This is a genomic window from Arthrobacter sp. CJL-S3, assembly GCF_056711635.1.
Genome location: NZ_CM160046.1, coordinates 4,383,904 through 4,403,672, shown reverse-complemented (window position 1 = coordinate 4,403,672; position 19,769 = coordinate 4,383,904). Strand labels below are relative to the sequence as shown.

Sequence of the window (19,769 nt, the reverse complement as noted above, 5' to 3'; positions counted from 1 at the left end):
CAATCAGTTCCTCAAACTTGCTTGCCTTCATTACCTGCAGCCGCGCGGTCGATCCAGCGCACTGGACCCCCGGATAATCCACAGGGTTATGCACAGTCCGTGGATAATGGGTTACTGAGCCACTGTAGGGGATCAAAAGGCTAGAAGATAGCTGGGATCTGTCCTGTGGATAATCACACTGGTGTAGTTCGAAAACGGGGCCCGTGACGCAGTTCATCCACAGGCCGGGGCGGCACTTAGCCACAACTGTGGAAAGTCTGCGGCGCGACCCCCGGTTTGACTCGGGAGGGCGGCAAGCCCTAACGTTGTGAAGTCCCATGTGTACGCTTTTCGCCTCATTTGAATCTCACCCGACGCCCAGCGTCTTGCGAGTCGAGGGAAGCGGCACATACAAAACTTAGCGTCGACCAGTTCTTCCCCTTGATCGGGTGGGCGCACCTTTGATCCCACTGGAGTAACTAACGTGAGCAAGCGGACTTTTCAGCCGAATAACCGCCGTCGAGCCAAGAAGCACGGCTTCCGCCTTCGTATGCGTACCCGTGCCGGCCGTGCCATCCTGGCAGCCCGTCGTGGCAAGGGTCGCACCGAGCTGTCGGCCTAAATAACTGACTCGTCGGTCCACATCCCTGTGCGAGTGTAAAGGTGCTGGCCACCCGCAACCGTCTGAGGACATCAACCGATTTTTCAACAACCGTACGTTCCGGTGTCCGCAATGGACGCCGGAACGTAGTGTTATATACGGCAGCTCTCGCTGCCGATGAACCAAGCCGGATCGGATTCATCGTTTCCAAGAGTGTCGGGAACGCTGTTGTCAGGAACCTCGTTAAGAGGAGACTGAGAGAAGTCGGCGCCTTGTCGTTGCAGCAGTACGGCAGCGGGTTCGCGATCCTGGTCCGGGCCCTGCCCGCCGCGGCGGGTGCCAGCTTCCAGCAGCTGCAGTCAGACTATGACGCCGCCTTGGAAAGCAACATGAAACGGCTGGGCAGCCGCCTTCCAAAGGCTGCTTCTTCAGTTTCTTACGAGACAACACAGGAAGGGACCCCGCGTGCGTAACTTAACTGCCGCCGTCGTCCCTCCTGCAAAATCCGCAGCAGTATGGCTGGGCCGGGCACTCTGGAACTTGCCCCGCAATATCCTCATCCTGTTGCTCCTGGCGTACCGCAAGGTGATCTCACCGCTCTACGGCCAGGTTTGCCGCTTCTTCCCCAGCTGCTCGGCCTACGCCCTTGAGGCGATCACGGTCCACGGCGCGGTCAAGGGAAGCTGGCTGGCGGCCAAGCGTCTGGTGCGCTGCCATCCCTGGAATGCCGGCGGTGTGGACCATGTCCCCGCCGGTAACTGCGAGTGGCCCGCAGACCGAACCCCCACAATTGTTGTGCTGAACAATCCGGACAAGTACCTGGCTGCTCAGACTGATGGAGAAGGCCGCTCTGCGGCCTAACGAATAGGGATATCGTATGGATTTCTTTGAAACAATCATGTTTCCGTTCAAGTGGCTTGTGTCCGCCATCATGGTGGTCTTCCACGATGGCCTGAGCGCCATCGGCATGCCCGCCGCCAACGGCTGGACGTGGACGCTGTCCATCATCGGGCTGGTGCTGGTGATCCGCGCCGCCCTGATTCCCGTGTTCGTCAAGCAGATCAAGGCCCAGCGCGGCATGCAGCTCCTGCAGCCGGATCTGAAGAAGCTGCAGGACAAATACAAGGGCAAGACCGACCAGCTGTCACGCCAGGCCATGGCCCAGGAACAGATGGCCATGTACAAGAAGCACGGCACCAACCCGTTCTCGGCGTGCCTTCCCATGCTGATCCAGATGCCGTTCTTCTTCGCCCTCTTCACTGTGCTCTCCGGCATCACGACGGCGGCGGACAGCGGCAAGGGCATCGGCGCCATGAGCCACGAGCAAGTGGTGCAGTTCGACGAATCCAGCATCTTCGGCGCCCCGCTTTCCGCCACCCTGCTGCACGGCACTCCTCCCGGCGGCAACGTGGTCGCGGTATGGATCCTCTCGATCGTGATGATCCTGGCCATGACGGCCTCGCAGTTCATCACGCAGAAGCAGATCATGGCCAAGAACATGTCCGAAGAGGCCATGGCCAGCCCGTTCATGAAACAGCAGAAGATGATGCTGTACGTGCTGCCGATCGTCTTCGGCGTGGGCGGCATCAACTTCCCCATCGGCGTCCTCATCTACTGGACCACCACCAACCTCTGGACCATGGCACAGCAGTTCTTCGTGATCCGCCGCATGCCGACGCCGGGATCCCCGGCGGCCAAGGCCCTGGCCGAGCGCCGTGCCGCCAAGGGCCTGCCGGCGCTGCCGCTGACGGGCGCCAAGAAAGCCGAGGCCGAGGCCGCTGAAGCTGCCGCCGCCGCGGCCCTGGTGGCCAAGAGCCAGCGCGTCCAGCCACAACGCAAGAACAGGAAGAGGAAGTAATGTCCGCCGAGAGCACCGAACACGCTATTTCCGCCGAAGCCATCGAAGAGCAGGACGACGCCCTGAGTGCAGTCCAGGATACCGAGCAGGACGTTGAGTCAGACGCCGGAGCCGAAGATTCCGAGGGTTCCGAGGACAAGGGCACTTCCGCCAGCCGCCTGGAAGAAGAAGGCGACGTCGCGGCGGACTACCTCGAGGAACTGCTGGACATTGCCGACATCGACGGCGACATCGACATTGAAGTACGCAACGGGCGCACCTACATCTCGATCGTGGCTGAGGAAGAATCAGCCGGCCTCGACAGCCTCGTCGGCAAGGACGGCGAAGTCCTCGAAGCCCTGCAGGAGCTGACCCGGCTTGCTGTGCTCTCCGCGACGGAGAACCGCTCCCGGCTCGTGCTGGACATCAACGGCTACCGCTCGGAGCGTGCCGGCGAGCTGCAGAAGATTGCCGAAGACGCCGTCGCCTCCGTGAAAGAGTCCGGCGAGACCGTGGCTCTGGCACCGATGAGCGCCTACGAACGGAAGATTGTGCACGACGCCGTTGCCGACCTGGGGCTCATCAGCGAGTCCGAAGGCGAAGGCGCCGACCGCCACATCGTCGTTTCCGCAGACTGAAGCCGCCGGATAGCTTGATGGTTGAAATTAGCCCCGCCGAACTGCAGGCCGCCGAGAAGATCTTTGGGGACCGGCTGGACCTGGCCAAGCGCTATGTGGAACATTTGGCCACATCGGGAACGGAGCGGGGCCTGATTGGGCCCCGCGAAGTGCCCCGGCTGTGGAGCCGGCACGTGCTGAACTGTGCCGTCATCGAGAGCCAGATTGCCCAGGGAAGCCATGTGGCCGACGTCGGCAGCGGCGCCGGCCTTCCCGGACTGTGCCTGGCCATTGCCCGACCGGACCTGGAACTGACCCTGATCGAACCCCTCGAACGCCGCGTCATCTGGCTCCAGGAAGTCGTGGACGACCTCGGCCTCGACAACGTCACGATCATGCGCACCCGCGCCGAGCTTGCGGTTGGTATGGTGAACGCCGACGTCGTCACGGCACGCGCCGTTTCCGCCCTCTCCAACCTCGCGGGACTGACCATTCCGCTGCTGGCCGGCAAAGGCGAAGTTGTCGCGATCAAAGGACGCAGCGCCGGCGAGGAAATCGAAAAAGCCGCCAAGGTGATCCGGAAGCTTGGCGGTACGCAGACTTCCGTTGTACTGGTGGGCGAGGACCTCCTCGAAGAACCCACAACCGTAGTCCGAATCGTTGTGAATAAGCCTCAAAAGATTTCCTAGCATCAGCCCGTTGCCCTCGGACGCCAAGGGTAAGAGGTTAGGCTAGTAACCGGCAGAAAGAGCCGAACGAGAGTGAGTGTGTCACAGTGACCAGTAGCGAAGCCTCCACACAACGGATTCCCCCGTTTGTGTCCCTGGGGTCCGCACGGGCCTTCACTGCGCCCGCAGTCGCTCCCGCCCACTCCGGAAATCGCACCACATCGGTTGCGAAGACAACCGGAATGGCAGGCGTTTCACGTGAAACATCTGCTGCGACCGGGAACGTCCTGGACACTATCGACGACTCCAGCCCCATCGCCCGCGAGCTCGCCCATGAGAACAAACGCCGGGAACGCCTCCTGGGCCGCCCCCTCCCGAAGCCGGGGAAGACGCGCATCTTCACCGTCTCCAACCAAAAGGGTGGAGTGGGCAAGACGACCACCACGGTCAACATCGCCGCCGCCCTGGCCGCTGCAGGCTTGAACGTGCTGGTCATCGACATCGATCCGCAGGGCAATGCCTCAACTGCCCTGGGAATTGAACACCACGCCGACGTCGACAGCATCTACGACGTGCTCATCAACGACATCCCGTTGCAGGACGTTGTGGCGCCCTGCCCGGACATCGCCAAGCTGATCTGCGCGCCCGCTACCATCCACCTCGCCGGCGCCGAAATCGAACTGGTCAGCCTCGTTGCCCGCGAGCAGCGTCTCCGCCGGGCGATTGACGTGTACGCCAAGGAGCGGGCGAAGAACGGTGAAGAGCGGCTGGACTACATTTTCATCGACTGCCCGCCGAGCCTGGGGCTGCTGACCGTCAACGCCTTCTGTGCAGCCAGCGAGGTGCTCATCCCGATCCAGTGCGAGTACTATGCCCTTGAGGGTTTGAGCCAGCTGCTGAAGAACATCGAAATGATCCAGAAGCACCTGAACGCGGATCTTGTCGTCTCCACGATCCTGTTGACCATGTACGATGGCCGCACAAACCTTGCCGCCCAGGTGGCGGCAGAGGTGCGGGAACACTTCCCCGAGCAGGTTCTCGGCGCCGTCGTCCCCCGTTCGGTGCGTATTTCCGAAGCTCCCAGCTACCAGCAGACCGTGATGACTTACGATCCCTCATCCAGCGGTGCCCTGTCCTATCTGGAAGCCGCAGCCGAAATCGCGGAACGTTAGAATCTTTTCGAGAATTGCACTAGCTAGAGCCCGGTGCTGCCAGGCTCTACCAATGGAGGGATTTATCCATGAGCGATAAGCGACGCGGCCTCGGCCGTGGGCTTGGGGCACTCATTCCAAGTTCCGCTGCGGCTGCCGGCAACGGTTCAGCGCCGTCCCGTCCCGTGGATCTTTTCTTTCCGGAGGCTCGAAAGCGGACACCGGCTGTCGAGGCCGCGGCTACGGAAGAAAAGGCCACACGTCCCGGGACGGTGGAAACTGCAAAGCCGCAGTCGCCCACGTCCTCGCCGGCACCGGCTGGTCCCTCTGACGGGCCGGACGCGGAATCTGTGTCCGGGGCCAAGAAGGCAACGCCCCGGAAGACATCCGCGGCCAAGGGTGAGACGCCCGCAGCAGCAGCTGTTGCGGCCGCCCGGCCGCCGGCTGCCGACGAACCGGTCCCCTCGACTGAGCATCAGGGTGTCGAACTCGTGGAGGTACCCGGCGTCCGCTTTGCGGAAATCCTGGTCACCGACATCCACCCGAACCGCAAGCAGCCGCGCTCGGTCTTCGATGAGGACGACATGGCGGAGCTGGTTCACTCGGTTCGTGAGATCGGTGTCCTCCAGCCAATTGTTGTCCGAACTTCAACTGAAGAAGGTGGAGAACCGTACGAGCTCGTCATGGGCGAGCGTCGCTGGCGGGCGGTGCAGGCCGCGGGCCTTCAAACCATCCCCGCCATTGTCCGGGATACGACCGACGACGACCTCCTCCGCGATGCCTTGCTGGAAAACCTGCACCGGAGCCAGCTGAACCCACTCGAAGAGGCCGCCGCGTACCAGCAGCTGCTGGAGGACTTTGGCACCACCCACGAACAGCTGGCCGACCGCATTGGACGTTCACGCCCCCAGGTGTCCAATACGCTCCGTCTGCTCAAGCTTCCGCCGCTGGTCCAGCGCCGTGTGGCCGCCAGCGTCATCTCGGCCGGACACGCCCGCGCACTCCTGGCACTCCCGGATGCGGCCGCCATGGAACGCTTGGCGCAGAAGATCGTCGCTGAAGGCATGTCTGTCCGCGCAACCGAGGAGGCCGTGACGCTCTACCAGAATCCCTCGGCGACTCCGAAGAACAACATTCCGCGCCCCGGGGCGCGGCACGAGCGACTCGATTACCTGGCGTCCTCGCTTTCTGACCGCCTCGATACGAACGTTAAAATCTCCCTCGGAGCACGCAAGGGACGAGTCAGTATCGAATTCGCGAGCGTGGAGGACCTCAACCGGATCATGGATGTCCTGACTCCGGGGTCCCCGAGCTAGCCCCCGGAACGTCGGCGAAGGGACCTGTTTCACGTGAAACAGGTCCCTTTGTTGTTGGCGGTGTTGTGTCAGCCCGCCCAAACTCATCTTCGTAAACGCTGGATGCCGTGCGGTACCAAAGCGGTACCAAAGGAACCGCTCCGCTGATTCCGAAGGATTCCTGGCACCGTAGTTGGTGCCGGTGGAGTCCACGGCCAATCAGGCGAAGAGCCGGCATAACAGCAGGCTGGAGACCTGGTTGTTCTTCTCACCCCTTCATCTGGTTTTCCACAAGGAACAGGGATCCGTACGTTTCACGTGAAACCAGAAGCTATGCACGGGGTGGCAGCCGCATTTCGGAACGTTCGGGAGTATCCGCCTTCCGGGAACCGGAACCAGAAGCTAACGTCATCCAAGATTCCGGCACATGGGTTGATCCCTGCCGGTATTCATTCCTTGTCGCGTGGCCGTCAACTACCGGAATACACCGCTAACCGTGAGGGAATTGCCGGCATCACTACAGGTTGTACATCCAGAGGGTCAGTCTCGGCGTTATCCTCGACCGTTGTGCGGGAGCACTGTCGGGGCGCCTAGCCCTGCCCGCCAGTCCCCTGAGTTTTACTCTTCGTTCAGCGTAAAAGGTGCAGAGTCTCTCTCCTGGTCGTCGTCGAATCGGTTTGCCCGTGACGAACGGGTACCCGAGTGTTTCACGTGAAACACGGTGGCACCCCGACGCGTAATTCCGGTTCTGGCACGACAAGTCGAAGCGGTCATAGAGACGCGTCGCCGAGGGGTAGACGTGCAAACACTCCACTGAGCTTGGTCGGAGGAGCCTGCAGCGCAGTTCCTATCCGCTCAAGAAACGATCCTTCGTTCCGGGTCCGGAACGAGGTTCGACACGGTGCGGCCGGCCAGTCACGCCGTATGCGCGCACGTTCGCACGTACAGGACGAATTTCACGATCGGCATCAAACATGGGAATGGTGGGGTGCTGGATCGTGTGGGCAGCCTGGGTTTCACGTGAAACGTCCGGTGGTTCCGGCTCTCAATGGGAGTTGGGTGCCGCAAGCCCTAATGCTCCTAGAAGGGGCGTGAGTTGGGTCCGCCGTCGGTGTCATAGCGGCGGGCGCTGCCACGCGGTCATTGCGTTGGGCTCTGCCACGCGCCCGCTGCCGACCGGGATGGTCTCCTACGCCGTAGCGGTCGGGGTGGAGCTAATGATTCCCCCGAGGGACGCCACGGAGCCGTAGGCCCCTGTGTGGGTCTTCGTGGACTGTGGCGGTGGCGCGGGCCGTGCCGCAGACCGAAAGCTGGCTGATCGCATCCGTGACGCCTGACCGCCTTCGAGATGCCTCCCGCCGACGCCGCTCTGCCGACCTCCACCAGGGCTCCGCGGCCTTCAGGGGCGGCGTGGCTGCCGCCCGGAGCCTGGCCGTGGGCGAGGCCATTGCGGGTCTGTTTGGCGCGTTGGGTCGGCTCCAGGGGCCCCTGACAGTGGCAGGGGCCCTCGGACCGGGTCCGACGTTGGACTTTTCGGGGATTCCGACCAGCCGCAGGATTGGCCCCGCTTCTGGAGCTACGCAACTGAGGCGCGTCCCCGCTGCTCTCCCCGTGTTAAGGGGCGGTTCGGATGGAGACTTTTCGAAGTCTGACCCCGACCCTGTCTGCCCAGGCACTTTCCCCCCGCACGGTTTCGGTGGAGGGTCTGCCTGCCATCGACGGGCAGTGAGCCTGAACGACCGCAGCGGCTGGGGGTTTTTGGACGTCGGACTTTGAGCGGTAGAGGCTCTTGGTGGTCGGTGTATTTCGACTCGGTCCCGGATGCCGGACGGTGCACTCCCCCGGGAAGACATTCTGTACCGGGACGGAGATCGTTGGCTCTCGAGGCTTCCATTAGGGAGCGACAGCGGGGGAAGCTGCGAGCACGCGGCACCGCGCCTGGTCCCTCGCCGCGTCAAGAGCAATGGACGTATGGCTTTGGGGGGATTCCCTGCTGATCCAAGGCTTCCTTCGACGGTGCTGATCATGTCAGGGGGCGGTGACCAGGCGGGTGCACAGGCTCAAACGAGGCGTCTCGAACGAGCGGAGGGACGGTGGATAGACCGGTGGATATCCCGGTGGATATCCCGGTGGATACTGCTGTGGATAACTTTGTGGATTAGTCAGCCGCGCTCGTTCGGAGGAACGCCGCGCCGCTGGGCGTGTGGACCTAACGTGAACAGTGGACCCATCTGTTCGGCGACGGGGCATGCCGCGTTTCACGTGAAACAATCGCGGCTCCTGAACCGTGATGTGATTCACGCAAACCATTACTTTCTAAATCCCCCGCCGACGGTTAAATTTCCGCCTATTTATGCAGGATTTACCCGATTACTTCAGGATGGAATGATGCCGGCAGCGGTGAATCCCCAGCTACTGACAGCGTACCGAACCAGCGCCTTGATGCGGGAGATGGACTGCCCCTCCTGCCGCGTTGCAGGTGCGCCGAACGGGCCTGTGAGAAATCCCTCACAGTCTGTGGATAACTATGTGCATAACATCTGTGGAGAAACCTGTGCGTAGTGGCGATCGGGGATCCGCTCGAACCGGCTGGATCGAATACCCGACACTCTGTTTCGATACACAAGCAGCGCCAGAATCCTCCACCGTTACGCCACAGCTCTAGCAGCGCGCTGACAGCTGGCCAGCTCCTCTGTGACCTGTATACCCCGCTCTTTGGGGAGCTGCCGCCACGATCTCAAAAGTCCTCTGGCTAAGTTCAGGGACTGCTGAGACGTCAGTCGGCGCCTCGCGTAGGCCGCAGGAGGTTCACGATAGGCACATGCAAGACTCTGTGGGCCCTCACGAAGGTTCCCCGGGCGGGCAGGAAAATCCCGGACTGGCCATTAGGTTGAGCCCAGGGTTCTTGCTTCGGCATCACCCGGCACAGCATCTCGTTCGATGCACGGACGCGGACACTGCAGCCGGGACACGTGACGTGGCCCCCCCGGAATCCCGGGCCGACCGTTCTTGCCAGATGGCTGTTGGGTCCCCAGGGAAGTTTCGACGGATCGATTTTGGCACTCTCCTCGTGACGGACAGCATGCGGGACGCAGAGACAGCACGCTGTCCATTGCAGGGCCTTCGCTGAGTGACCACGTTGCAGATCTCTGGGGGCGTAAGTCCCCCGCCAGGCTGCTTGAGAGGGTCGCGGCGTACGGACCGGTGCAGAAATTAGCGAGCAATCTGATGCCCCCTGTCCCGGGCGCCGGCGCAGGTGCTGGGTCCGGGACCTGTTGGTGCTCCCTTCCCCGGTCGGCATTCCGGCCAGGCCTGCTGTCGACCTTCGTGCGCGGCATAGCCGGGACACAACACCCTGGGCGTGGCCCGGTCCAACCAGGAATGTCAGGTCCACGACCATGACCCCGGCGGTAGTTGGATCACGACGGCGTAGGACCGCGAATCAAGCAGGCCCGACATCTGTGATGGTCCTCCTCCTACCCCGGTCCGCTGCGGCCTGGACGACCATGCGGCAGCCTCTGCGGTGGAGGTTCGGAGTGTGCGCCTCCTTGACGCGATAGGACGGTGTGGAGGCGTCCAGGGCTGTTTCCGGCACGAGCGCGGCCTTGGTCTGCAGCTGGAATTTCCCATTCGGGCGGGCGGTGACGCCGGGGATGCCAACGATAATGTTTCACGTGGAACCTTCTCCTCACTACTGTGATGCCAACTTCGATGCCCCCATGTACGGTGCAGGTATCGCGACACGAGTCATCCCGGCTTTGCATCCGCAGTAGTCCACGGGTCCCGGTTTCCCGCCGGCGTTTTCCGGATTGGATGCCGCCCCAAACGTCTCTCGAACGCGCCAAGGAAGACGAAGAGCTTCCGGCCGTCACGGCCTCATGCCCCAGGGGTTTGGTGTGAGGCTTAGACGAGAGTTGGTTATCGAATCATGGGACAGAAATTCGAAACTCACTACGCAGTGCCCAAACAAACGGTTCGTGGCCGAAGCGCTTCACGTGGTCACCCGCAACGCTGCTCATGCTTGGCCCCTTTGCATAGTTTGTTTCACGTGAAACACGAGGTGCCTTCATCGCGTCGGTGGGTGCAGCGTCATAATGGTTCCGGTGCACCGAAGGAGGATCGGCGGGGTCGGGATGGGATGCCATGTTTCACGTGAAACATGAGGTGCCTTCATCGCGCCGGTGGGTGCAGCGTCATAATGGTTCCGGTGCACCGAAGGAGGATCGGCGGGGTCGGGATGGGATGCCATGTTTCACGTGAAACATGAGGTGCCTTCATCGCGCCGGTGGGTGCAGCGTCATAATGGTTCCGGTGCACCGAAGGAGGATCGGCGGGGTCGGGATGGGATGCCATGTTTCACGTGAAACACAATCTGCAAACCTGGCAGGCAAGCGGTCGAGGTCATCCCTCCGCGACGCTTCACGATGAGCCCAATCCGTGCCGCCTGTTCCACTTCAAGGCTGATGTTCCACGTGAAACATTGCGCCCCCAACGAGCCGGCGTCCTTCGCGCCCTGCGCAACGTGGATCTTGGGGCGCGGAAGCGCCAAGGTGCCAGGGACTAAAGTATTGGGAGTATCAATCATGCCTTGTTGGCGTCCGCTTGATAAGCGATTCGCGGACTCCGTCTCCCCGGATGATCGGTGTGGCCTCGAAGGAATTGCCCGTCGACCGTAGCGGCCACCGCGGTCGAGGGTCTCGTTCCGGAAGAGGAATGGTCAGGCCCCCCGACCTGCCTTCTCAGCGGCATACCAGCGGCGGCGGGGGACGCGTCCGGCCCGTTTTTCAGCAGGGCCTGAGAACCGTCCCCTGTCCCCCAACTCCGGAAACCGGGCCGGGCGTTGGTGTTGGGGGTGGGGTGGAAGAATCAGTATGGGGGCTTTTGCCACCAGATGATGGGCAGTACAGGCGACCGCTTCCTTGCCGATGTTTCACGTGAAACAAGGTTGCCGCCGTTTTACTCCCCCATCAAGGGACACAACAAAAATTGTGGGCGGCTGGCTGTCGGCGGTGCGTGTTGTTTCACGTGAAACGTGTTCGCTGCACGGCGCACCCGCCCGCGATTCCTCTGCGTCAGTTGGTCACGTACCCCAGGTCACGCCAAAATAGTCCGACAGCGGTAAAGACGAACCTGACAATTGCACTGAGTAAAACAAAACAATTAAGTTGTTTTACCTATTGGCTCTCTTCATCGTACTGATCAGTGACTAGGGTGGCCCGCTACACAGGGCGCGGCACCTGCTCAGTTGACAAAAAAGTGGCCCCACTTCCCGTGGAGGAAGTGGGACCACTTTGGCGCCTGGTCTGCGCTCAGCACAGACCGCGCCGAGACTAGGACAAAACGTCCGCGAATTCCTTTTCGAAGAACTGCTTGGGGCGCGCCCCGATCACGGTGCCCTTCACTTCCCCGTCCTGGAACAGGTAGACGGCGGGAATGGAGGTGATGCCGTACTGGGCCGCGATCGCCGGGTTGTCGTCGACGTTGACCTTGACGACGTCCACCTTCTCGCTGTACTCCACGGAGATCTCGTCGAGGATCGGCCCGAGCTTGCGGCACGGGCCGCACCACTCGGCCCAGAAGTCCACGATGACCGGCTTGGAAGAAGCCAGTACGTCGGTGCCGAAACTAGCGTCTGTTACGTCTTTTGCGTTGCTCATTGGCCCTGTCTCTCTTCGGTTGGATGCTGCGCCGGTTAGGCGTGGAAATCTGCGAGGTAGTGCTCGACGTCGAGGGCGGCTACACAGCCGGACCCCGAAGCCGTGATGGCCTGGCGATAGGTGGGGTCGATGACGTCGCCGGCGGCAAAGACACCCTTGAGGCTGGTCTGCGAGGTGCGGCCTTCAACAGCAATAGTGCCCTCGGGAGTCAGGTCCAGCTTGCCCTTGACGAGATCGGTGCGCGGATCGTTGCCGATCGCCACAAAGACGCCGGTGACGGCGAGTTCGGTTTCGGTTCCGTCGACGAGGTTCCTCAGCTTAAGGCCGGTGACTTTGTCCTGGCCGAGGACATCTTCGACGCCGGTGTTCCAGACAAAGTTGATTTTCTCGTGTGCCAGGGCTCGGTCGGCCATGATCTTGGAGGCGCGCAGCGCGTCGCGGCGGTGCACGACGGTGACGGAGCTGGCGAACTTGGTGAGGAACAGCGCCTCTTCCATGGCAGAGTCACCACCGCCGATCACGGCAATGTCTTGGCCCTTGAAAAAGAAACCGTCGCAGGTTGCACACCAGCTGACACCGTGCCCGGAGAGGCGCTTTTCGTTCGGCAAGCCGAGCTCACGGTAGGCCGAACCGGTCGACAGAATGATGGAGCGCGCCCGGAAGGTCTCCCCTGAGCCGATCGTCACGGTTTTGATGTCGCCGTCGAGCTCCAGTTCGGTAACGTCCTCGAACTGGATTTCGGTACCGAACCTGGCAGCCTGCTTCTCGAAGTTTTCCATCAGGTCCGGACCCATGATTCCATCCGGGAAGCCCGGGTAGTTCTCGACGTCCGTCGTGTTCATCAGCTCGCCGCCGGCGGTGACCGATCCGGCCAGGAGCAGCGGCTTCAGGTTGGCGCGCGCCGTGTACACCGCGGCGGTATAGCCCGCGGGCCCGGAGCCGACGATGATGACATCACGTACTTCGGACGCGGTGTTTTCTGCGTTGCTCACTGAACGGTGAACCTCTTCCTTTGTCGATGCACCCGCCTGGATGGCCGGCCACATGGCACAACTACTACTTGGTGCTGAATATTCCGGTCGGACTGGGCATCACGGGAGGACACCAGCACTCAGGATACCGTCTTGGTCCTGAGGGCCGCCGGGAGACCGGCCTGGTGAAGGGCCTGCTACTGGACCTTGATCTCGGCCAGACGGAGGCCAAACCCGTACCGGGTCTTCGGGGCCGCGAGCTTGGGCAGGGTCTTGATAGAGACGATGACATACTCCGCGGTGGTGGGCTCCTGGAGGGGCATCGTCAGGTCCGGGGAGGTGAAGCTGTTGCTGCCAACCTGCTTGGCGCCGTCCAGGGACGGACGGTCGTTGGTGAAGACGCTGATGCTGCCGCCGGACGCCCCCAGCTGGCTCAGTGTCACCGAGGAGACCTCGGCGGGGTTCTCGAGCTTGACGACGAGCGGAACCTCGGTGGTCAGGCCACCCCAGTTGTCCGTGGCGAATTCCATGTCCGACCAGTAGCTCGCGGCATTGCCGTCAAAGGTTTTGACCAGGTCACCGTCATAGGTGCCGGCAAAATCAAAGTTGCCTAGCCGCGTGACGTCCTCAATGACGGGCGGGCCGGAGGCCGGCGCGGCGCTGGCGGTACCTGACGGCTTTGCCGACGTCGGACCGGGCGCGCCGGGGGACGTAGTGCCGGCGATGGGCTCAGGAGTGGTCGTGAATAGACTGCCGAGATTGGTCACGGCCAGAACCAGGCCCACCACGAGGACCGCGGCCAGCAGTCCGCCGACCAGCCAGCGCATGGAGCGGGGCTCGCGCGGAGGTTCCTCGTCCTTGCCGTAGTACTCATCATCCGCGGCGGAGTGGCTGGTCCGGGCCGAGCCCGGGAAGAACCCCGGGGCGCGATCCGCGGCGGCACTCCCGGCCGCGGCGGCAAACGCCGGTGCCTGCCCCTGCTGGGAAGTCCGCCCGCTCTCGGGTGCGGGTTGGTCATAGTCCTCGTCTGACCACAGCGACACCTTGGGTTTTTCCGCCGGTGTTGGCGCCGTGGAATCACGGGCAACGGGTTTCGGTGAGCCTCCCTGGACCGGCTGGGGAGCCGTTACGTGGGGGGCGGTCTCCTGCGATGCGGTGTCGGGGGACTTCGCGCTGGATGACGCGGCCGCTGCGGCACCGCCCGCTGCGGCACCGCCAGCCAGTTTCGCAGCGCCGGCGGCCCCAGCCCCAGCGCCAGCGGCGCCGGCCCCAGCGCCCGCGGCCCCAGCGCCCGCGGCGCCAGCGGCGGGGGTCGACGTGGCCGGACGCAATGGCGGGCGGGCAGGGGAAACCGGCGGCACCGCCGGCTTGGCCTTCTGCGCCGGCGCGGCCGGCTTCTGGTTCTGCCCGTAGTTGATGTACCCCGCGTCCACCTCTTCTTCGTCGTAGAGGCCGTCGTAGGTTTCGGGCTCGTGGGAGCGCGGCTGACCGAAGATTTCGCTGCCCAGCGTGTCCGTGAAGAACGGTTCGACGTAGGGCGGGTGGGACGATACCACCAGGTCCAGCAGGTCAGCGGCTGAAGTGTGATTGGTGATGAGGTAGGTCGTGTCCTCACTGACCCCCAGATCGAGGATCTGTACGTGGCCGGGACGTTCCCCTGTGGCGACTTCGCGGGCGCTTTGGGCCACCTGATCAGCGTTGTCGGGGCCGGCCACCAGGATGCTCACGGCACGGTTGAGTACCTGGTCCACACCGTCCAGCACCAGATCCTGGTCATGTGAGGTCAGTACAGTGGCAGTGACCTTGTAACGGCCACCTAGTACTGATCCGACATCGATCGGGTGGGACACGGGCTCCTCCTAGACTGTCCGGGTGCTGCCGAGCTGATCACTTCATCAGTGACCGCAGGCCGTCCGGTAAAGCCGGTGGACCCCTGGTCTGCAACTCCCCTTGTTAGTCTTCGATCCTAGCCGATGCGCCGGTCCCGGCCACGGAAGCACGGCGCCTCGGACGCGGGCGGATACTATTTTTTCTTCCTGCCGCCGAACGGGAAGTAGGGGTTGCGCCCTGCGGGGCCCTGGTAGGTCCTGCGCCCGGGCAGGGGGACGTCGCCGCCCAGGCCGCCCTCCGCGGTGCTGGGCAGATCCTCGGCGGGGAGGTAGCCGCCTTCCGGGCCGGTGCGTCCGGCCCGTTCGTCCTGTTCGGACAGGTCGGGACCGGCACGGAAGGAGGCGGCGTCGAATTCCCCGGAAATCCTTGGAATGAGTCCGGTGTCCACCGCGACAGTGGCGCGTTCCGGCCTCGGATGGCCTGCAGCGGCGCCGTCAGGATGAGTCCCGGCAGCGGGCTCCGCAGCCGACCGGCGGCGCAGCCGTCCCAGCAGGGGCTGCAGCAGGTCGCTCAGCTCGGTCACCCGGAAGAGCTTCAGCAGGAGCAGGTAGGCCGCCAGCATCACGGGCCCGACGACGACAATCGTCACCAGCGCGGCGGCGGGGGTGCTCCAGGCGAAGCCGTCCCGGCTGTAGCTGCCCATCAGCCACAACGCCGCCGCACCGGCCAGGGCGGAACCCAGCGCGGCGTAGCCCATCCGGATGTAGGCGTTGGCGATCCGCGGGCCGTCCAGGTGACCCAGGAGCCGGCGCAGGAAGATCGCGCTGACGATCACGGAGAGGATATTGCCGCCGGTGTAGAGGACGGCGATGGCGAAGATGATCTGATCGAACGGCAGGAACTGGATGGTGAACGCGGCAACCACGTTCACGAGGGCCAGCACCAGCTGGATGAAGAACGGGGTCCGGGCGTCCTCATTGGCGTAGAACACGCGGGACATCATGAAGTTGGCGCTCATGAAGGGTGTGCTGAGGGCCAGGATGGTCAGCGTCTGGGCCAGCATGACGCCGTCCTGGGGCACCCCGCCCGAGAAGAACATGCCCAGCGGCCCGGCCAGCGCGAACAGGGCCAGGGCGCCGAACACCGTGGCCACGGCCATGGTCCGGAGCCCGTGGGAGAGCGCATTGCGCAGCGCGGCGTGGTCCCCGTCCTGCGAGGCCCGGGTCATCCGGTTGAACAGTACTGTGGCGAGCGACAGCGCGATGATCGAGTGCGGGAGCAGGTACAGCTGGCTGGCCACCTCCAGCACCGCGTTGCCGGGCAGCGTATCGGCGGCAGGATCCCCTGCCTGTTCCAGCCGGAGGCGCTCCGCGCCCGGGATCGTGGCGATGCGCATGACGTACAGGAAGGCCAGCTGCCCGACGGCGGCTGTCGCCAGGGTCCAGACGCTCAGCCTGGCGGCCTGGCCCAGCCCGACCCCGCGCCAGCCGAAGCGCGGCCGCAGTCCGAGCCGGAGCCGGAACACCGGGACCAGCAGGATGGCGGTCTGGGCGATGACGCCGAGGGTGGAGAATCCGGCCACCAGGAAAGTCTGGGTAGAGCCCCAGGTGTCCAGGGTGTGCGGGTTGCCGGCGTTGGCGCCGAAGGTCCAGATGAACATGCCGAGGCCGGCGATCGCGACAATATTGTTCAGGATCGGCGCCCACATCGCGGGCCCGAACGCTCCGTGGGCATTGAGCACCTGGGTCAGCAGGGCGTACAGCCCGTAGAAGAAGATCTGCGGAAGGCACAGGAACGCGAAGGACACCGCGAGGGCCTTCTGCTCCGGCGAGTACCCCTGCGTCGTGAGCTCAATGACCCACGGCGCCAGCAGCGTCACTGTCAGCGTCAGCGTCAGCAGCACCAGCACGGCGAGCGTCAGCAGCCGGCTGATGTAGTCCGCTCCCTTGTCCGGAGCCTTACTGGCCTTGATGATCTGGGGCACCAGCACGGCATTGAAGACGCCGCCCGCCACCAGCAGGAAGATCAGGTTCGGCAGGTTGTTCGCGTTGATGAACGTGTCGTTGACCGTGGAGCCCAGCCCGAGGGCGGCCGCCAGCATCCAGGTCTTGGCGAAGCCCAGAAAACGCGAGACCAGCGTTCCGGCGGCCATGATGGCGCTGGAACGGACTTCTCCGGATTGGACGGCGTTGGAATCGGCGGGGCCGGAGTGCGCGGGGGTGGGTTTGGCTGATGACATCGTCTTCATCGTCTCATCCGGGCACGGCTTTAGGCGCTATCCGCGTCTGTTAAGGGCGACTGTGGGGGCCTAGCGGTGTTCCGGCAGAACTTCCTTGGCGAGGTCGGCGATGCGGCGTTCGTTCGGGAAGGAGAGCTTCCGGGCCAGCTCAAGGATGGGAACCCAGGCGACGTCCACGGCTTCCTTGTCCGGATCATTCTCGATCGTCAGTTCCCCGCCCGTGGCCTGCAGCAGGTAGTGGTGGACGGTCTTGTGAACGCGGTGCCCGCTGACCGTGAACCAGTAGTCGATGCTTCCCAGCGGTGCGAGGATCTTGCCCTCGATGCCGGTTTCCTCCGCGATCTCCCGCACGGCGGCTTCCTCGTTGCTTTCCTTGCCTTCCGGATGGCCCTTGGGCAGGCACCATTCCAGCCGCCCGCCGCGGTTAAGGCGGGCAATGATCGCAACCCGGAGTTCGCCGTCGGAAGTGTCCACGACAACGCCGCCGGCGGAGATTTCCTCCACCGTGGGGAGCGAGGCCTGCCCGGAGTGCTGCACCGGCGCGACATTGGCACCGATTGCCGACGGCAACGGTGCGTTTGTCCTCCTGCCGGGAGCGCTCGGTATGGGATGGGCCATGAAGTCCACTCTAACGACTCTTGTCCGCACTTGATGACCTAAACATGGCAGGAAAGTGGACGGCCGGGAAAGTGGATCGCCCGATCCGTCCCCGGGTTCGGTGCCAGGAGCCGGACTTGGCGAGCATTCGGTGTGGTGCTGGCCGGGATTTCTGACAAGCTTAAGAAACTATGGCGCACGCACATCACAAGACTGACTCGCACACTGTTGATTTCCAGGTGGACCCTGTGGTCCTGGAGCTTGGGCAGCGGTTTGTCGACGCCGGCCACGAACTCTCCCTGGTGGGCGGGCCCGTGCGCGACCTGTTCCTGGGCAGAGTGTCCCCCGACCTGGACTTCACCACCGACGCCACCCCGGACCAAACGGTCGCCCTGATCAGGAAGTGGGCCGACAACTACTGGGAAATCGGGCGCGCCTTTGGCACCATCGGGATGCGCAAGGCCGGCTTCCAGATCGAAATCACCACGTATCGCGCCGAGGCGTACGACCCCGACTCCCGCAAACCCGCAGTGGCGTTCGGAACGTCGCTGACAGATGACCTGCTGCGCCGGGACTTCACGATCAACGCGATGGCCCTGCGCCTGCCCGCGCTGGAGCTCGTGGATCCTTTCGGCGGCGTCCGCGACCTCCACGCCTCCATCCTTGCCACCCCGGGGGCGCCGGAATCGTCCTTCTCCGACGATCCGCTGCGGATGATGCGCGCCGCCCGCTTCGCCGCGCAGCTGGGGATCACGGTGCATGAGGACGTCCGCTCAGCGATGTCCCGGATGGCGGAACGGATCACCATGATCTCCGCGGAACGGGTGCGCGAGGAGCTGGTCAAGCTCATTTGCGCGGCGCACCCCCGGGCCGGCGTGGATCTCCTCGTGGACACCGGCCTGGCTGACTTCGTGCTGCCGGAGGTCTCCGCCCTGCGCCTCGAATCGGATGAGCACCACCGGCACAAGGACGTGTACCAGCACTCGCTCCAGGTCCTGGAGCAGGCCGCCGCACTCGAAACGGATCCCGACGGCCCGGTGCCCGGGCCGGACTTTGTGCTGCGGTTCGCAGCCCTGATGCACGACGTCGGGAAGCCGGCCACGCGACGCTTCGAACCGGGCGGCGCGGTGAGCTTCCGGCACCACGACATGGTCGGGTCCAAACTGACGACAAAACGGATGAAGGCGCTGCGCTTCGACAACGACACCATCAAGGCCGTGGCCACGCTGGTGGAACTGCACATGCGCTTCTACGGCTACGGCGAAGCCGGCTGGAGCGATTCCGCGGTCCGCCGCTACGTCACCGACGCCGGTCCGCTGCTGGAACGGCTGCACCGGCTGACCCGCTCGGACGTGACCACCCGGAACCAGCGCAAGGCCGAGCGGCTCGCCTTCGCCTACGACGATCTCGAGGCCCGGATCGCGGCCCTGCGGGAGCAGGAATCGCTGGAGGCCGTCCGCCCGGACCTCGACGGCGGGCGGATCATGGAACTCCTGGGACTCAAGCCCGGCCCTGTTGTCGGCCGCGCCTACAAATTCCTGCTGGAGGAACGGATGGAGCACGGCCCGCTCGAACCCGCCGTCGCCGAGGCCAAACTGCACGAATGGTGGGCAGCACAGCCCGAGTCCGCCGTCGCACTCTCAACCGAGGAGTCCTAAGTGATTGCACCTTCCAACGCCCCCCGCCCGCAGCTGTGGATCCTGCGGCACGGCGAAACGGAGTGGTCCAAGAGCGGCCAGTACACCGGCCTCACCGACCTTCCGCTTACGGTCGAGGGGGAGCAGCAGTCCGTGGAGGCACGCAAGGTGCTCGACGCCGTCGACTTCGACCTGGTGCTGACGTCCCCGTTGCGGCGTGCCCGCCGGACCGCGGAACTCGCCGGCTTCCCCGACGCCCAGCTGGAGCCGCTCGCGGTCGAGTGGGACTACGGAGACTACGAGGGCATCAGCTCGGACCTCATCCGCAAGGACAACCCGGAGTACCTGATCTGGACCCACGGGGTGCCGAACGGCGAAGCCCTCGATGACGTCGCCGCGCGCGCCGACAAGATCGTGGCACGGGTGCTGGAATCCGGCCTGGACAATGTGCTCATCGTGGCCCATGGACACTTCTCCCGGATCCTCACCGCCCGGTGGCTGGGGCTCGATCCCCACGAGGGCCGGCACTTTATCCTCGGGACCGCGAAAGTCTGCACCCTCGGCTGGGACAAGAAGACCCCGGCAGTGGTCCGCTGGGGACTATAAACACGGTTTAGAAAATAACTTCAAGAAAGTTTATGAATGCGGTAGTCAAGTGCTGCATTGTTGGTGTATTTTTATTTCTGACCC

15 protein-coding genes are annotated in these 19,769 nt (G+C 63.7%); 10 read left to right on the top strand and 5 right to left on the bottom strand.

Annotation, left to right across the window (positions count from 1 at the left end; all coding sequences use genetic code 11):
- The first annotated feature begins 463 nt into the window (after positions 1-463).
- The 8 genes from rpmH (at position 464) to AC06G6_RS20185 (ending at position 6,169) form a co-directional block, all read left to right on the top strand.
- Positions 464-601: a 50S ribosomal protein L34 gene (rpmH, locus tag AC06G6_RS20220; RefSeq protein ID WP_003800212.1), complete on the top strand. Its 138-nt coding sequence runs from the start codon at positions 464-466 to the stop codon at positions 599-601.
- Between the two features lie 41 nt (positions 602-642).
- The gene (gene rnpA, locus AC06G6_RS20215; RefSeq protein WP_479825139.1) at positions 643-1,053 is read left to right on the top strand and encodes a ribonuclease P protein component; all 411 of its coding nucleotides are present in this window, start codon (positions 643-645) and stop codon (positions 1,051-1,053) included.
- Positions 1,046-1,441: a membrane protein insertion efficiency factor YidD gene (gene yidD, locus AC06G6_RS20210; RefSeq protein WP_479825137.1), complete on the top strand. Its 396-nt coding sequence runs from the start codon at positions 1,046-1,048 to the stop codon at positions 1,439-1,441. Before rnpA ends, yidD begins: the two co-directional genes overlap by 8 nt.
- Before the next feature lie 16 nt (positions 1,442-1,457).
- Entirely contained in the window at positions 1,458-2,438 is a 981-nt protein-coding gene (gene yidC, locus AC06G6_RS20205) for a membrane protein insertase YidC (protein WP_307457150.1), read from the top strand.
- Complete coding sequence (locus tag AC06G6_RS20200) at positions 2,438-3,055, top strand: Jag family protein (RefSeq protein WP_479825135.1); 618 nt, start codon at positions 2,438-2,440, stop codon at positions 3,053-3,055. Before yidC ends, AC06G6_RS20200 begins: the two co-directional genes overlap by 1 nt.
- 17 nt (positions 3,056-3,072) lie before the next feature.
- On the top strand, positions 3,073-3,723 hold the full coding sequence (gene rsmG, locus AC06G6_RS20195) for a 16S rRNA (guanine(527)-N(7))-methyltransferase RsmG (RefSeq protein ID WP_479825133.1): 651 nt from the start codon (positions 3,073-3,075) through the stop codon (positions 3,721-3,723).
- An 86-nt stretch (positions 3,724-3,809) separates the two neighbouring features.
- Positions 3,810-4,874 (top strand): ParA family protein, encoded by a 1,065-nt coding sequence (locus AC06G6_RS20190; protein ID WP_479825131.1) that lies wholly within the window; start codon positions 3,810-3,812, stop codon positions 4,872-4,874.
- 68 nt (positions 4,875-4,942) lie between these two features.
- Positions 4,943-6,169 (top strand): ParB/RepB/Spo0J family partition protein, encoded by a 1,227-nt coding sequence (locus tag AC06G6_RS20185; protein ID WP_479825129.1) that lies wholly within the window; start codon positions 4,943-4,945, stop codon positions 6,167-6,169.
- A gap of 5,309 nt (positions 6,170-11,478) precedes the next feature.
- Here the strand turns inward: AC06G6_RS20185 and trxA are convergent.
- The 5 genes from trxA to AC06G6_RS20160 all read right to left on the bottom strand — a co-directional run bounded on the left by trxA (position 11,479) and on the right by AC06G6_RS20160 (position 17,463).
- Positions 11,479-11,805 carry a thioredoxin gene (gene trxA, locus AC06G6_RS20180; protein WP_282378867.1) on the bottom strand — a complete coding sequence of 109 codons (327 nt, stop codon included), beginning with the start codon at positions 11,803-11,805 and terminating at the stop codon, positions 11,479-11,481.
- Positions 11,806-11,840: 35 nt separating this feature from the next.
- Positions 11,841-12,797 (bottom strand): thioredoxin-disulfide reductase, encoded by a 957-nt coding sequence (trxB, locus tag AC06G6_RS20175; protein ID WP_479825126.1) that lies wholly within the window; start codon positions 12,795-12,797, stop codon positions 11,841-11,843.
- Between the two features lie 176 nt (positions 12,798-12,973).
- Entirely contained in the window at positions 12,974-14,626 is a 1,653-nt protein-coding gene (locus AC06G6_RS20170; RefSeq protein ID WP_479825124.1) for an ABC transporter substrate-binding protein, read from the bottom strand.
- A 173-nt stretch (positions 14,627-14,799) separates the two neighbouring features.
- Positions 14,800-16,845 (bottom strand): murein biosynthesis integral membrane protein MurJ, encoded by a 2,046-nt coding sequence (gene murJ, locus AC06G6_RS20165; RefSeq protein WP_479825122.1) that lies wholly within the window; start codon positions 16,843-16,845, stop codon positions 14,800-14,802.
- Positions 16,846-16,914: 69 nt separating this feature from the next.
- Positions 16,915-17,463, bottom strand: coding sequence for an NUDIX hydrolase (locus AC06G6_RS20160; protein WP_479825119.1), 549 nt, complete (start codon positions 17,461-17,463; stop codon positions 16,915-16,917).
- A gap of 170 nt (positions 17,464-17,633) precedes the next feature.
- On the opposite strand from AC06G6_RS20160, the gene AC06G6_RS20155 reads away from it, so the two are divergent.
- Both AC06G6_RS20155 and AC06G6_RS20150 read left to right on the top strand, forming a co-directional pair.
- Positions 17,634-19,100: a CCA tRNA nucleotidyltransferase gene (locus AC06G6_RS20155; RefSeq protein ID WP_479825117.1), complete on the top strand. Its 1,467-nt coding sequence runs from the start codon at positions 17,634-17,636 to the stop codon at positions 19,098-19,100.
- Entirely contained in the window at positions 19,101-19,685 is a 585-nt protein-coding gene (locus tag AC06G6_RS20150; RefSeq protein WP_282378878.1) for a histidine phosphatase family protein, read from the top strand.
- Positions 19,686-19,769 lie beyond the last annotated feature (84 nt).

Coding starts and splice junctions, on each gene's coding strand:
- murJ (WP_479825122.1), bottom strand. CDS start 16,845: ATGTCATCAGCCAAACCCACCCCCGCGCACTCCGGCCCCGCCGATTCC.
- trxA (WP_282378867.1), bottom strand. CDS start 11,805: ATGAGCAACGCAAAAGACGTAACAGACGCTAGTTTCGGCACCGACGTA.
- AC06G6_RS20160 (WP_479825119.1), bottom strand. CDS start 17,463: ATGGCCCATCCCATACCGAGCGCTCCCGGCAGGAGGACAAACGCACCG.
- yidC (WP_307457150.1), top strand. CDS start 1,458: ATGGATTTCTTTGAAACAATCATGTTTCCGTTCAAGTGGCTTGTGTCC.
- rsmG (WP_479825133.1), top strand. CDS start 3,073: ATGGTTGAAATTAGCCCCGCCGAACTGCAGGCCGCCGAGAAGATCTTT.
- AC06G6_RS20200 (WP_479825135.1), top strand. CDS start 2,438: ATGTCCGCCGAGAGCACCGAACACGCTATTTCCGCCGAAGCCATCGAA.
- AC06G6_RS20155 (WP_479825117.1), top strand. CDS start 17,634: ATGGCGCACGCACATCACAAGACTGACTCGCACACTGTTGATTTCCAG.
- AC06G6_RS20185 (WP_479825129.1), top strand. CDS start 4,943: ATGAGCGATAAGCGACGCGGCCTCGGCCGTGGGCTTGGGGCACTCATT.